The 12,931-nt window shown below is 40.7% G+C and carries 10 protein-coding genes and 4 pseudogenes; 12 read left to right on the forward strand and 2 right to left on the reverse strand.

Features of this window, described 5'->3' with window-relative positions:
- Positions 1–12: 12 nt before the first annotated feature.
- Positions 13–753 carry a protein-glutamine gamma-glutamyltransferase gene (locus C6Y01_RS11720; protein ID WP_034659769.1) on the reverse strand — a complete coding sequence of 247 codons (741 nt, stop codon included), beginning with the start codon at positions 751–753 and terminating at the stop codon, positions 13–15.
- Between the two features lie 339 nt (positions 754–1,092).
- Between C6Y01_RS11720 and C6Y01_RS19375 the strand changes: the two are divergent.
- The 9 genes and pseudogenes from C6Y01_RS19375 to C6Y01_RS11745 all read left to right on the forward strand — a co-directional run.
- A pseudogene (locus C6Y01_RS19375) lies at positions 1,093–1,959 on the forward strand (cache domain-containing protein); the annotation flags it as partial.
- Between the two features lie 114 nt (positions 1,960–2,073).
- Positions 2,074–2,901 carry a methyl-accepting chemotaxis protein gene (locus tag C6Y01_RS19380; RefSeq protein WP_407060619.1) on the forward strand — a complete coding sequence of 276 codons (828 nt, stop codon included), beginning with the start codon at positions 2,074–2,076 and terminating at the stop codon, positions 2,899–2,901.
- A gap of 281 nt (positions 2,902–3,182) precedes the next feature.
- A pseudogene (locus C6Y01_RS19385) lies at positions 3,183–4,073 on the forward strand (HAMP domain-containing protein); the annotation flags it as partial.
- The gene (locus tag C6Y01_RS19390; RefSeq protein ID WP_370876320.1) at positions 4,068–5,018 is read left to right on the forward strand and encodes a methyl-accepting chemotaxis protein; all 951 of its coding nucleotides are present in this window, start codon (positions 4,068–4,070) and stop codon (positions 5,016–5,018) included. The pseudogene C6Y01_RS19385 and the gene C6Y01_RS19390, both read left to right, overlap by 6 nt.
- A gap of 317 nt (positions 5,019–5,335) precedes the next feature.
- Positions 5,336–6,229: pseudogene (locus C6Y01_RS19395) on the forward strand (HAMP domain-containing protein); the annotation flags it as partial.
- Complete coding sequence (locus tag C6Y01_RS19400) at positions 6,224–7,171, forward strand: methyl-accepting chemotaxis protein (RefSeq protein WP_411266055.1); 948 nt, start codon at positions 6,224–6,226, stop codon at positions 7,169–7,171. The pseudogene C6Y01_RS19395 and the gene C6Y01_RS19400, both read left to right, overlap by 6 nt.
- Positions 7,172–7,336: 165 nt before the next feature.
- A pseudogene (locus C6Y01_RS19405) lies at positions 7,337–8,380 on the forward strand (HAMP domain-containing protein); the annotation flags it as partial.
- Positions 8,372–9,325 (forward strand): methyl-accepting chemotaxis protein, encoded by a 954-nt coding sequence (locus C6Y01_RS19410; protein WP_376745187.1) that lies wholly within the window; start codon positions 8,372–8,374, stop codon positions 9,323–9,325. The pseudogene C6Y01_RS19405 and the gene C6Y01_RS19410, both read left to right, overlap by 9 nt.
- A gap of 90 nt (positions 9,326–9,415) precedes the next feature.
- On the forward strand, positions 9,416–9,940 hold the full coding sequence (locus C6Y01_RS11745; RefSeq protein ID WP_034659764.1) for a type 1 glutamine amidotransferase domain-containing protein: 525 nt from the start codon (positions 9,416–9,418) through the stop codon (positions 9,938–9,940).
- 61 nt (positions 9,941–10,001) lie between these two features.
- Here C6Y01_RS11745 and C6Y01_RS11750 read toward each other — a convergent pair whose 3' ends face one another.
- Positions 10,002–11,006 carry a Gfo/Idh/MocA family protein gene (locus C6Y01_RS11750; RefSeq protein WP_034659763.1) on the reverse strand — a complete coding sequence of 335 codons (1,005 nt, stop codon included), beginning with the start codon at positions 11,004–11,006 and terminating at the stop codon, positions 10,002–10,004.
- 201 nt (positions 11,007–11,207) lie between these two features.
- On the opposite strand from C6Y01_RS11750, the gene C6Y01_RS19100 reads away from it, so the two are divergent.
- The 3 genes from C6Y01_RS19100 (at position 11,208) to C6Y01_RS11765 (ending at position 12,808) form a co-directional block, all read left to right on the forward strand.
- On the forward strand, positions 11,208–11,363 hold the full coding sequence (locus C6Y01_RS19100; RefSeq protein WP_223249911.1) for a DoxX family protein: 156 nt from the start codon (positions 11,208–11,210) through the stop codon (positions 11,361–11,363).
- 57 nt (positions 11,364–11,420) lie between these two features.
- Positions 11,421–11,600, forward strand: coding sequence for a hypothetical protein (locus C6Y01_RS19105; RefSeq protein WP_223249912.1), 180 nt, complete (start codon positions 11,421–11,423; stop codon positions 11,598–11,600).
- A gap of 65 nt (positions 11,601–11,665) precedes the next feature.
- Positions 11,666–12,808 carry an AI-2E family transporter gene (locus C6Y01_RS11765; protein WP_034659761.1) on the forward strand — a complete coding sequence of 381 codons (1,143 nt, stop codon included), beginning with the start codon at positions 11,666–11,668 and terminating at the stop codon, positions 12,806–12,808.
- Positions 12,809–12,931: the final 123 nt, after the last annotated feature.

Below are 12,931 nucleotides of genomic sequence, written 5' to 3' on the forward strand. Positions count from 1 at the left end.
AAGAGGCTTTTTTTAGCTGCCAAACATTTGCCTGAGATAAATCACATCCATCCGGGTGGTCTGCGGCAATAGATAAGCAGATTGAACAGCACCTGGCCGCCTTCTCTTATTCAATTTGTCGATAATTTCTGCCGCTGTTAAAATCCCAAGTCCATGTCCGTAATATTGATCTTCTCCTAAGTAAATCACATTTTCCCCGCGCCACTGTGACTGCTGATAGCTAAACTCTGGATTTTCAAAATATAAGCAATCCCCATAGATAAAGTCATTCCCGCGTTCTGTATAAATCGACAATGTATCATAATGCCAGTCATACAGGGTTAAGCTGCGAAGCCTTCGGTTAAACTTCTCGTCTCCTACCGTTTGCAAGACCCCCATATAAAACACGATGACAATAGCGGTGGCACATTCAAATGCATATTGTGAGCCGTTTTCAAAAATGTCTTTAATTCCTCTAGATGGTTCCACTTGATAGCGCAGCTCTAGTGCTCCTGCTTCCGATACACGCCAAAAGGCATCATTTGCACGAGATTTTTGGAAGATGGCAAATGAGGCACCACTTTTATGCAAATCTCTTGCAGCATTCATAATGTTCGATCTCAATGTGACCTCAAATAACAAATCAGATGCTTGCCTGTAGCGGAACGTATCATTTGAGGCTTGTAACTGCATCAAAATGATCCGCTTTTGTCCCTCTAGCTGAAATGAAGCCAGCTGCTCATTTGTCACTGGCTTTCCTGAAAGGATAATCATATGAAAAGCGCCCCCTTTTGTATTAGCGTATGCAGGGTGCTTGGGCAAGGAATCAATTTGTGAAAATAAACAAAAAGGCATCCTTTTTATTTGAAAAACATGAAAATAATATGAAGATGTCCGATATATAACATATCGTTTAAAAGGAGGAAAAACATGAAAAATGCAATAAAATGGTTGAAAAAACCATCGATTTCTAAGAGACTGATTATTTCATTCACGCTCGTTCTTGTCTTGCCAATTATTACACTCAGTACGATTTCATATCAGATTGCCAAAGAAGAATTAGATCATGAAATCATGTACGGAGCAAACACAAGAGTCAATGAACTGAATGACATGATTCAGCAAAAGCTTATCAATAAGGAAAACGCAGTAAAACTCTTTACTGAAACATCTACTGCTGCAGACTTTAAGAAGAACAACCAGGACGAACTGTATGAGCATTTCGAGATATACAGTAAAATCAATGAAGATGATGTGGTTGGCTTTTATGCAGCAAGTAAAAAGCGTGATTTCATTCAGTTTCCTAAAGTAGACATGCCAAAAGGCTATGATCCAACAACGCGTGATTGGTATCAACTAGCTATGCAGGATGAGAGTGGTAATCCAGTTGTTACCAATCCGTACATCTCGGCCACAACAAACGGCATGGTTGTCACGATTGCCCAGCGTCTGAAGGACGGGTCGGGAGCGATCGGAATTGACATTGATGTGCAAGACATTGTCGATAAAATAAAAGAGATTAAAATTGGACGACAAGGATATCCAATTATTGCGAATAAAAATAAACAAATTGTGGCTCATCCAGAAGAAAAGTCAGGATCTAAGGTCACTGAAAATATTTCATCTATCCTTTACAGCGGAAAAGAAGGAACGTCAACTTATGAGAATAAAGGAGAACAAAAGCGTCTTGTTTTTGTGACAAATGATTTAACAGGTTGGAAAATTGCTGGAACGATGTTTGTATCAGAAACAGAAGAAGCAGCACAGCCAGTTTGGAATTCTGCCATTATTCTTTTAATTTCTTCATTTATCCTTGGCGGCGTTGCGATCTTCTTTATCGTTCGATCCATCACAATTGGACTTCGAAAGCTTGTTGATTTCTCAAACAAAGTGAGTGAAGGGGATTTAACCGAAACCCTTGAAACCAAATCGAAGGATGAAATAGGAGAGCTGACAAGAAGCTTTAGCAAAATGAGTGAATCCCTCCGTGACGTCATTCGAGCGGTACAGCAATCTGTCGACAATGTGGCTTCCGCTTCCGAGGAGCTGACGGCAAGTGCCAGCCAAACAAGTCAAGCAACCGAGCATATCACGATGTCGATTGAACAATTTTCAAATGGAAATGAAGCACAAAACGAGAAAGTCGAATCTAGTACGAACCAGCTTGTGGCAATGAATGAAGGATTACAAGACATGTCACATACGTCATCAGAAGTGGCTGCTGTCTCACTTCAATCGACAGAGGCGGCTGGTCAAGGCGGCCGAATTGTTGAAAGCACAGCGAGCCAAATGAAACATATTGATACATCTGTACAAGAAGCAGAACAAGTCATGAAACAATTAGAATACAAGTCTAAAGATATTACGAGCATTTTAAATGTTATTAACGGCATTGCAGATCAAACGAATTTACTTGCGCTAAATGCAGCCATCGAAGCAGCAAGAGCAGGTGAATCAGGACGCGGCTTCTCCGTCGTTGCAGAAGAAGTGAGAAAACTAGCTGTCCAATCCGCAGATTCAGCGAAAGAAATTGAAAAGCTCATTCAAGAAATTGTGTTAGAAATTGCTAAATCTCAAGATATGTTCAAAACGGTCAATCGAGAAGTACATGCAGGACTCGGTATGACAGAAGAAGCAAAAGAAAGCTTCCAGAACATTTATGAGGCGGCAGAAGGAATGTCGAAAAAACTGACTCAATTAAACGATACAGCGATTGATCTATCGAGCGGTTCAAAGCTTGTCTCACAAGCTATGCAGGAGATGCGCCAAGTCTCTAGAGAAAGTGCGGCAAACATTCAGGACATTGCGGCTTCTGCTGAAGAGCAGCTGGCCTCTATGGAAGAAATCTCATCTTCTTCTGTGACACTTGCTAACATGGCAGAGGAACTAAAAGAGCTCACAAGTCAATTTAAAATTGATTAAAAAATGATGAAAAAATACCCAGAATTGTCTGGGTATTTTTTTTATGTTTAAACATCGTTTTCAGCCTGTAAAAATAAACCTTTCATCCGATAATAACTTTAGAGAAGTAAAGGGGGAAAGAGAAAATGGGGAAAATGATCCAATGGTTAAAAAAACCATCCATTTCAAAAAAATTAATTATTGCCTTTTTGGTAGTCCTTATCCTGCCAACCACTGCACTGACAATTAGTGCATTTTTTACATCAAAGACAGAGCTAGACAAACAGATTATGGGCAGTGCGATGAGTCAAGTCAATGCATTTGATACCTTAATCAATGAGAATATAGGAAACAAAGCAGATGCTGTGACCCTGTTTACAGACTCACTCAAAGCGTCTAATCTTCAAGAAAAAAATAGAAATGCGACCATTAAAGAATTGCAGCAATTTGGAAAAATTAATGAAAAAGATGTTTCTGCTATCTATGCAGGTTCCGAAAAGGGATTGTTTATGCAATATCCTGTTCAAAAGATGCCTGATGGCTACGATCCAAGAGAGCGTCCATGGTATCAAGAAGCGCTCAATGCAGAAAACGGCAAACAAGTCATCACAAAACCATATGTAGCAGCCTCCACAGGCAAAATGGTCATCACCATTACTCAAAAAATGAAAGATGGTTCAGGTGTTATTGGACTTGATATGGAAATTGACACCCTGCTGCAAAAGTTAAAAGAAATCAAAATTGGGCAAAAAGGCTATGCCTTCATCATGGAGAGAGATAAAACAGTTTTAGCAGATCCGACCCAAAAGCCAGGAAGTCAGGTCAATGAGAATCTGGCAAATATTATTTTTAAAAACAAAGAAGGAAGCGGCAGCTACACACTCAAAGGGATAGATAAAAAGGTTGCGTATGTGACCAATGAATTAACCGGCTGGAAAATCGGTGGAACGATGCTCGTATCAGAAGTAGAAGATGCAGCAAAGCCCGTTTTCAATACAGCCATTATTGTGTTCAGTGTGACACTTATCGTAGCAGGTACCCTCATCTTCTTTATCGTCCGCTCTATATCTAAAAGATTATCCAACCTTGCCCGCTTCTCGAAAAAAGTCAGCGAAGGTGATTTGCGCGATAAGCTTGAGATTCAATCAGATGACGAAATTGGCCAAGTTGGGAAAGGCTTTAATACAATGATTGACTCATTAAGAACCCTCATTGGTGCCGTCCAAACCTCAGTCGAAAATGTCGCTTCTTCATCAGAAGAACTGACCGCCAGCGCAGGTCAAACAAGTAAAGCAACAGAGCATATTACACTAGCCATTGAACAATTCTCCAATGGAAATGAAAGTCAAAATGACAAAGTCGAATCCAGCTCAGACGAGTTAGAAGAAATGAACCGAGGCCTTCAGCACATGAATGAGTCGGCTGAATCCATTACTGCTTCATCGATCAAATCAACAGATATCGCAGGGGAAGGCGGACAGCTTGTGGAAAAAACCGCTTCTCAAATGAATGTCATTGATCAATCCGTGAAAAAAGCAGAGAATGTCATCAGCGCTCTTGAAAGTAAATCAAAAGACATTACACAAATTCTAGGTGTCATCAATGGAATCGCTGACCAAACGAATTTACTTGCGCTAAATGCAGCAATCGAAGCAGCAAGAGCTGGGGAATCTGGCAGAGGCTTCTCTGTTGTAGCAGAAGAAGTAAGAAAACTGGCTGTTCAATCAGCCAATTCGGCGAAAGAAATCGAGAATTTGATTAAAGAGATCGTTCAAGACATCGATGTATCACAGGAAGTATTCACTGCGGTGAATCGAGAAGTTCAATCAGGCTTAAGCTTCACTGAACAAACAAGAGCCAGCTTCCATAATATTTTCGAAATGACAAAAGAAATTTCTGACCAGCTTCAAACGATGAATCAAACGGTTATCCAGCTTTCAAATGGCTCTGCCCATGTGTCAGAGGCTGTCCGTGAGATTGCAGACGTCTCACGTGAAAGCTCCGCAAACATTCAAGACATAGCGGCTTCAGCGGAAGAACAGCTGGCATCAATGGAAGAAATCAGCTCATCCTCTGCTACGCTCTCATCAATGGCAGAAGAATTGCGTGATTTGATCAGCAAATTTAAAGTCGAATAGACATAATGAAAAGAGTCCTTCAGCTAGAGGGCTCTTTTTTCATTAAGTAAATCAAAAGAAATAGGTGAATTTAATCATTTTGATTAATTTTCGAACATTAAGCCTTGAAAAATAATTCGTATTACCTAAGAATAGAAGGGAAAGACCACAAATCATAATTCAAAAGGAGTAGAGTCATGAAGAAAATCAACTTTTTTAAGCACTTTACAATGTCGAAGAAATTAATTACTGCATTTTTAGCGATTCTCCTAGTGCCAATTCTCGTATTGGCAGCATTTTCTTATGAAGTGGCCTCAAAGTCTCTCAATGATGAGATTATGTCTAGTGCTGCAAATGGTGTTCAGCAATTAAACGAACTCATTAATAAAGATGTACAGCCTAAAATTGATATCGTTTCCTATTTAGCCAAATCGGTGAAAAAGAGTGAATTGGCTTCTAAAAACAAGGATTTACTCAAGGTAAAATTAGAGCAATTATCGGAAACAGATGAAGATGTGGTGGAAGTATTCATTGCAGATCAAAATGGTAAACTAACTGAATATTCCAAGATTCACAAAGGTAGTGCCTCGAGCGCAAAAAATGAATCGTGGTTTCAACAATCGATGGGAGATGAGAAACTCATCATTTCAGATCCTTTTGTCGACAAGTCATCAGATGACCTGCTCATCACAATATCAGAACAATTAGCAGATGGTTCTGGTGTGATTGGGATCAATGTGCGCTTGAACACGATCGTGAAAGATACAAACAGCATCAAAATTGGCAAAGAAGGCTATGCGTTTGTCGCGACTGCAGATCAGCATTATATTGCCCATAAAACAGACAAGCCTGGGGCGAAATTGACAGGTGATTTCATCTCGAAATTGTATGATAAAAAACAAGGCAGCTTCAAATATGAATACAATGGACAGCCGAAGCAAATGTTTTTTGACACAAATGAAGCAACAGGCTGGAAGCTTGCTGGAACAATGTATACGGGCGAAGTCAAAGAAGCTGCACAGCCAGTTCTCGACTTAACAATGATCATACTGGCAGCTGCGATGGCCATAGGCGGAATCGCGATTTATTTTATTATTAAATCGATTCGAAAGCCACTGATAGAGCTCTCTGAATCGGCTGAGAAAATCAGTCAGGGTGATCTGACCCAGCATATTGAAGTTCGTACGCACGATGAAATCGGGAAGCTTGCGCAGAGCTTTAACGAGATGTCAGCAAAGCTGAAACACGTCATTCAAGCTGTTCAGAATTCCATTGAAAATGTGGCCGCCTCTTCTGAAGAATTAACAGCAAGTGCAGGACAGACCACCCAAGCGACTGAGCATATCACATCGTCTATTGAACAGTTCTCAAACAGCACTGAACACCAAAATGATATGATCGAAAAAAGCTCAGTCCAGTTGAACGAAATGGATCGCAGCTTATCCCATATGGTCGATACGACCTCACATATGATGGAATCGTCGATTGATTCGAGCAAAACGGCTCAGGCTGGTGGAGAACTCGTTCAAAAAACAGCAGGTCAAATGCAAACCATCGAGCAGGCAGTGAAAGAAGCAGAGCTTGTTATTCAAGGCTTAGAGCAGAAATCAAAGGATATTACTAACATTCTGGGTGTCATTAACGGCATTGCTGACCAGACCAATCTCCTTGCTTTAAATGCTGCGATAGAAGCCGCTCGGGCAGGAGAAGCAGGCAGAGGTTTCTCTGTTGTTGCAGAAGAAGTTCGTAAGCTGGCAGAGCAATCAGGAAGCTCTTCAAAGGAAATTGAAAGCCTGACGAACGAGATTGTGGAGGAAATTGAAAAGTCACAGAACATGTTTAAACAAGTAGCAGGTGAAGTACAAGCTGGATTAAACATTACAGATGAAACGAAAGTCAGCTTTGAGAAAATCACCGATAAAACATCAGAAATGACAGAACAAATGAAACAAATGAACGGAACCGCCAAAGAACTCTCGCATGGCTCAAATGATATTTCACATGCGGTGAATCAAATCAAAGAGCTTTCAAGAGAAAGTTCCGCAGGCTTCCAAGATATCGCAGCATCCGCAGAAGAACAGCTGGCATCTATGGAAGAGATCAGCTCATCCTCTGCCACGTTATCTCAGATGGCAGAAGAGCTAAGAGAGCTCATTAAACAATTTAAAATGTAAGAGATATAGGGAAGCACCTGACGTTTTGACGTCAGGTGTTTTTCCATTCGATGCATATAATTTGGGTGTTTTGGACTTATTTAGACTTTAATAAATTAAAAAAGTAAACAACCTAGTAGTACTTCCGATATATATACTATCTTACTAAAAGGAGTTTTCTTTTTTATGAAATTCATACAGTATTTCAGGAAGCCATCTATTTCAAAAAAGCTCGTATTCTCTTTCTTATTTATTCTCTTATGCCCAATCATTGTATTGGCATTCTCTTCATATCATACGGCGAGCACCTCTTTAAATGATCAAATCATGCAAAGCGCCAAGGAGAACGTAGAGCAGCTAGATAAAAATATTACGAAGGTTGTGAAAGTGAAAACAGACGCAGCCGATTTCTTTAGCAAATGGATCACGGAGAAAAAGCTTAAGCAAAAAGGCACGACAGATATTCAAGGGCGCTTTGAGCAGTTCATGAGTATGAATGATGACACAGAAGGCATTTTTGTCGCTTCAAGTGATGGCAAAGTGTTTTCAAGATATCCTAATAAAAAAATGCCTGCTGACTATGTCGCAACGGAGCGGGATTGGTATAAAGACGGCTGGGCGAAAAACGGAGAGCTGTCTGTTTCAGCACCGTATCCAACAGCTTCCACAGGTACGCTTGTGGTCACCATCTCTAAAAAGTTAGAGGATGGATCAGGCGTCATTGCAATGAACCTAGACATTGCGAATCTAGTAAAAGAATCAAATAGCATAAACATTGGGAAACAAGGCTATGCCTTTATCGGAAGTCCGGATCGTACCTTTGTTGCCCATCCAACGAAAAAAGCTGGATCCAAATTATCTGGTGAATGGCTAGAAAAGCTTTATTCACAAGATGAAGGTTCTATGAGTTATATGTTTGAAGGAAAAGAAAAGCAAATGGAGTTCACCACAAACAAAGCGACTGGCTGGAAAATTGTCGGTACGATGTTTGTGACGGAAGTAGAAGAAGCTGCACAGCCAGTCTTTAACATGGCCGCTATCATTTTAGCAGGCGCGCTCATCATTGGCGGGATTCTGATCTTCTTGATCATTCGTTCCATTACAAAACCACTTTCTATACTTGTCTCTTCCTCAAGGAAGATCAGTGAGGGAGATTTAACAGAAAAAATTGATGTCCGGTCAAAAGATGAAATTGGACAGCTAGGCACAAGCTTTAATGAAATGAGTGAGTCATTAAGAGATGTCATCCAAGCTGTACAAACATCTGTAGAAAACGTGGCTTCTTCATCTGAAGAACTGACGGCAAGTGCAGGTCAAACAACAAAAGCAACTGAACATATTACATCATCTATTGAATCATTCTCAAATGGCAACGAAAATCAAAGCGAAATGGTGGAGCAAAGCGCGTCTCATTTAAAACAAATGAACGAAGGACTGAACGAAGTCGCAGAAACGTCTGATGTCATCACAGCGTCATCTATTCAATCAAAAACAGTTGCGGAATCAGGCGGACAGCTTGTGGAGCAAACCGTTGGCCAAATGAAGACGATCGACCATTCAGTGAAAGAAGCTGAAGGGGTGATCAACGGGCTGGAGCATAAATCAAAAGATATCACAAACATTCTAGGCGTGATTAATGGCATTGCGGATCAAACGAATTTACTTGCACTCAATGCTGCCATTGAAGCAGCACGTGCAGGTGAGTCAGGCAGAGGCTTCTCTGTTGTTGCAGAAGAAGTGCGTAAACTTGCAGTTCAATCATCGGATTCAGCAAAAGAGATTGAAAAGCTTGTGAAAGAAATCGTATCTGAAATCGAAACATCTCAAAATATGTTCAAATCAGTGAATGAAGAAGTGAAGAATGGTCTTTCCATTACAGATCAAACGAAAGAAAGCTTCTCACAAATTAATCTGCAAACAGCGGAAATCGCAACAAGAATCAATGAAATGAATACAACAGTACGCGAGCTTTCAAAAGGATCAGAGCAAATTTCTAAAGCGGTGAATGAAATTGCAGATGTATCACGAGAGAGTTCAGCAAGCATCCAAGATATCGCCGCATCTGCTGAAGAACAGCTTGCTTCTATGGAAGAGATTAGTTCTTCATCTACGACTCTTTCCCAAATGGCGGAAGAATTACGTGATTTAATTAAAAAATTCAAGATCAGCGAATAAGATCAAGTGGTTCTCCTCAAGGGGAACCGCTTTTCTTTTTAAGAGGTCATCTCGTACAATAGAGGAAATCGAAAGAATAGGAGAGATGTTATGCGTTTATCAGATAAGAAGGTCATTGCGTTTGTCAGTGATGATTTTGAAGATTTAGAGCTATGGTATCCGGTTCTGCGTTTAAGAGAAGAAGGGGCAACTGTGCATCTTGTAGGAGAAAAAGCAAATCATGAGTACATCGGAAAATACGGTGTGCCGGCTGTATCTGATGCAGAATTTTATTCCATTCAAGCGGATGAATATGATGCTGTGCTTGTCCCTGGTGGATGGGCACCAGATAAACTGCGCCGTTATCCAGAAGTGTTAAACATCGTTCGTTCATTTGATGCAAAGGCAAAACCAATCGGGCAAATTTGCCACGCTGGCTGGGTGCTGATTTCAGCAGGAATCCTGCAAGGCAAAAAAGTAACAAGTACACCTGGTATTAAAGATGATATGACAAATGCTGGAGCGGACTGGTTTGATGAAGCAGTCGTCACAGATGGCCACCTCGTCTCGAGCAGACGTCCGCCGGATCTCCCTCCATATGTGAAAGCATTTGCGGATGTGTTAGCGGCAACATAAACAAAGGATCCGAAACAAAAAACAAAGGGCGAACAGACACATCATGTTCGCCCTTTGTTTATCATTTCATGCCCCATTCATTTTGTCTGTCGGCAGGATACATCACACCCATTTGTCTTCTCGCCTCGTCCATGACGGACATGGTTTGAACAGATAAGGCAAATGTATTGACTGGAGACTGACCCATTCCTTGCTGAATACACTCAATAAAATGACAGATTTCATAATACATGGCTGGCTGATCATCTTTGAGAGAGATATCGGTTTGATGTCCTTGACGATCGTGGATCGTGATACGCGAAGGACGGTGGAATTGATCAATCACCATCGTGGCGTCCTCTCCTTGAATTTCCGCAGATAAATGAGACGTTGAAATTTTAGAATGGAAAAGGAGTGCTTGATGCCCGTCATATTGTAAAAGGACAGAGCCGCTCCCATCTACACCAGAAGAAAGCTTATAGCCTCTCGCGGTGATTTGATTCGGCAGACCAAATAAATAGATCGCCGGGTAGACAAGATACACACCGATATCCATTAAAGAACCATTCGATAATTCAGGCTTAAAAGCATTTGGAATCTCGCCATTTCGGTAAGCATCGTATCTTGAGGAATATTTACAGTAATGAGCGACCACTTGCCGAATGGGCCCGAGCTGATCAAGATGCTGTTTGATTTGCAGGAAGTTTGGCAGAAATGTCGTTTTCATCGCTTCCATTAAACACACTTGATGTTTTTTCGCTGCAGCAATCATCTCTTCCACTTCTTTTCGGTGAGAGGCGAATGGTTTTTCGCATAAAACGTGCTTTTGGTGCTCCATCATCAACATGGCCTGCTCCTTATGAAGGGCATTTGGACTTGCAATATACACGGCATCAAACGCATCACTTTCCGCCATTTGATGTAAGTTCGTAAAAACTGTATCAATCCCGTATTTTTCGGCAAATGCCTGGCCTTTTTCAGCGGACCGTGAATAGACGGCTGTACATGTAAAATCAGCTGCTCCTTCACCGGCCTGTAAGAATCGATCTGTAATCCAGTTCGTTCCGATGACAGCAAATCGAATCATGTCATTCCCTCCTTCTGCTTTTCTCTGATTATACATCCTTTGAAAGCGTTTGTATGAAAGAACATTCTTTTTATTGAAGAGCGGATGAAACCTTTATATAGTCTGATGCGTCTTACATAAAGGATATAAATGTACGAAAAGTGGGTAGTTTCTTCCTTCATTCGGGTAATACTCTGATAGAAGGGAGAGGAGGAAACGAACATGAAGCGCACCCTGCATATAGGAAGTACATACGTCTTTGCGCTTTTATTCATAGCAGCCGGTATTTTTCATGTGATAGAGCCGAGCGGCTTTGCCCGTATGATGCCAGGCTGGCCATTTCCATATGTGATAGTCTATGCGACTGCATGCCTTTAATGGCTGCTGGCTGTCTTGCTGCTTTTGCCAAATGTCAGGATTGCAGCAGCAAAAATCATGGCTGTCTATCTTGTACTCATTTTCCCTGCAAACTTATTTGCTGCACGAGAGGGAATTCCATTTCCAGGTCAAATAAGCACAGATCAGGCCTTGCTATGGATAAGGCTTATTGGACAGCCGATTCTCATTATATGGGCGATGTCCATTGCGAAATGGGAAAAAAAGCTGAAACAATGACCACCATATCATGATCAGATAGTGTACAATTTATTAATAAAATAGCCCGAGTTTGGAGGAACGATATGAATTCTATGCAAATGTGGAGCAGTCGATTTAGAAAATTTTTTCTTGATAACAAGTTTGTTCTCTTTTTACTCGTCCTGCTATTAATCGGATTGAATATCCTTGTTTTCATGAAAACATCTTTTATTTTCACACCGCTCATTGTACTCGTCAAAACCATCGCCTTACCGATTATTTTAACGGGGGTCGTGTATTATTTATTAAATCCGATTGTCAACTTGTTAGAGAGGTTTAGAGTCAAACGGATCTTTTCAATTTTGCTTTTATATATTGTCATTATTGGTATCATTACAGTGACCATTGTGTCTATTATTCCTTTTTTACAAGCACAAACGATGAGTCTGTTTCATAACCTTCCGAAATATGTTGATACGGTAGAAGAACAGATTCGCCAACTAACGGGAAGCAACTTTATTAATCAAGCGCAGAAAGCGATGAATTTTAACGTCTCTGAATTGGTGAGTAAAGCGTCAAGTCAAGCGACGAAGATTTTGGAAAGCACCTTTACCGGTGTAGGGACTTTCTTAGGGGCGCTCACCGAAATCATCATTTCGATCGTGACCGTTCCGTTCATTCTGTTTTATTTATTAAAAGACGGTAAAAAATTGCCTGACTATTTCCTGAAATTTATTCCGAATAAGTTTAGAGATCATACACATATCGTGCTTCACGAAATGAACCATCGCCTGAGCTCTTATATTCTCGGACAGATCATTGTCAGCTTCTGTATTGGTGTTCTTCTTTTAATCGGTTATCTGATTATTGGACTTGACTATGCGTTGCTGCTGGCGATCATTGCGGCATGTACAAGTGTGGTGCCTTACCTTGGTCCAACGATTGCGATTACACCAGCGATTGTGATTGCGCTTGTGACATCACCAGTGATGCTTTTAAAACTCATCATTGTCTGGACAGTGGTTCAGCTCATTGAAGGGAAATTTATTTCACCTCAGGTCATGGGGAAAAACCTTCATATCCATCCGATCACGATTATTTTTGTTCTATTAACAGCAGGTAAATTGTTCAGCGTAGTCGGAATCATTGTCGCGATTCCAACATATGCCGTCCTGAAGGTCATCACGACCCACTTGTTTGATTGGTTCAAAATGCGATCCAATTTGTACAAAGAAGAAAAGGTTTAATGTCATAATCTTTTTTTGAAAAAAATATAGTATCATAAAGACGAGCTTTCGATGAAGAAAGCTTGTCTTTATGTGGACATAGATGGTTGGCCTGTTCAAAAGATCAGAATTGAAAGGAAAGAA

This window comes from Bacillus sp. NMCC46, from assembly GCF_002998465.1.
Lineage (GTDB): Bacteria > Bacillota > Bacilli > Bacillales > Bacillaceae > Bacillus.